General features: G+C 50.9%; 1 protein-coding gene. It reads left to right on the top strand.

All coding sequences use genetic code 11. The features are described 5' to 3' along the window. Positions 1-861: amino acid adenylation domain-containing protein (locus ACWNM1_RS30595; RefSeq protein ID WP_449603937.1), on the top strand; the 861-nt coding region annotated here is incomplete at both ends.

The following is an 861-nucleotide window of genomic DNA, read 5'->3' as shown; positions in this document are numbered from 1 at the left end:
GTGATTTGCTTGCTGGACCGGGAACCGACGGACATTCCAGGGGAAGCGGTGGACAATCCGGTGAGCGGGGTGACACCACAGAACCTGGCGTATGTCATCTATACCTCAGGGTCGACGGGTAAGCCGAAGGGGGTTCTGATAGAACATCAGGGACTTATCAATATAGCAAATGAGCAGGGGCGCTTGTTTGATATCAGCGTGAACAGCCGGATTCTGCAATTTGCTTCCTTTAGCTTTGATGGTTCTGTTTTTGAGTTCATTATGGCTTTGGGCCACGGTGCTAGGTTGTATATGGGAATTCAAGAGGAGATACTGCCGGGCGAAGGACTCATCCAATTGATAAACAGGCATGAAATTACCCTTGTAATATTGCCACCGACCGTACTTGGGTTATTGGCCAATGAGTACTTTCCCAGCATACAAACCGTAATTTCAGCAGCAGAGACCTGTTCTGCCGAGGTAGCGAGTCAATGGTCGAAGAAGACCCGATTTTTTAATGGTTATGGTCCTACCGAAGCAACGATAGGAGCCACGATGTATGAATATGCGGAAACAGGTCATCGGTCTGTAAGCATTGGTCGTCCGTTAGGGAATAAGCGGGTGTACGTTTTAGATGCTCAGGGACAAGTAGTACCGGTGGGTGTGCCTGGAGAACTGCACATTGGAGGGATGGGGTTAGCCCGGGGGTATTTGAACCGGCCGGAGCTGACAGCAGAGAGGTTTGTCCGGAATCCATTTAAGCATGGGGAGCGGTTGTACAAAACCGGGGACTTAGCCCGGTGGCTACCGGATGGGAATATCGAGTATTTGGGCCGGATCGATGATCAGGTGAAGATTCGGGGGTACCGGATTGAGGTGGGT

Source organism: Paenibacillus sp. Marseille-Q9583, from assembly GCF_976954365.1.
Note: the sequence above shows the minus strand (reverse complement) of the source record. Positions and strands in the feature narration are given on the sequence as shown.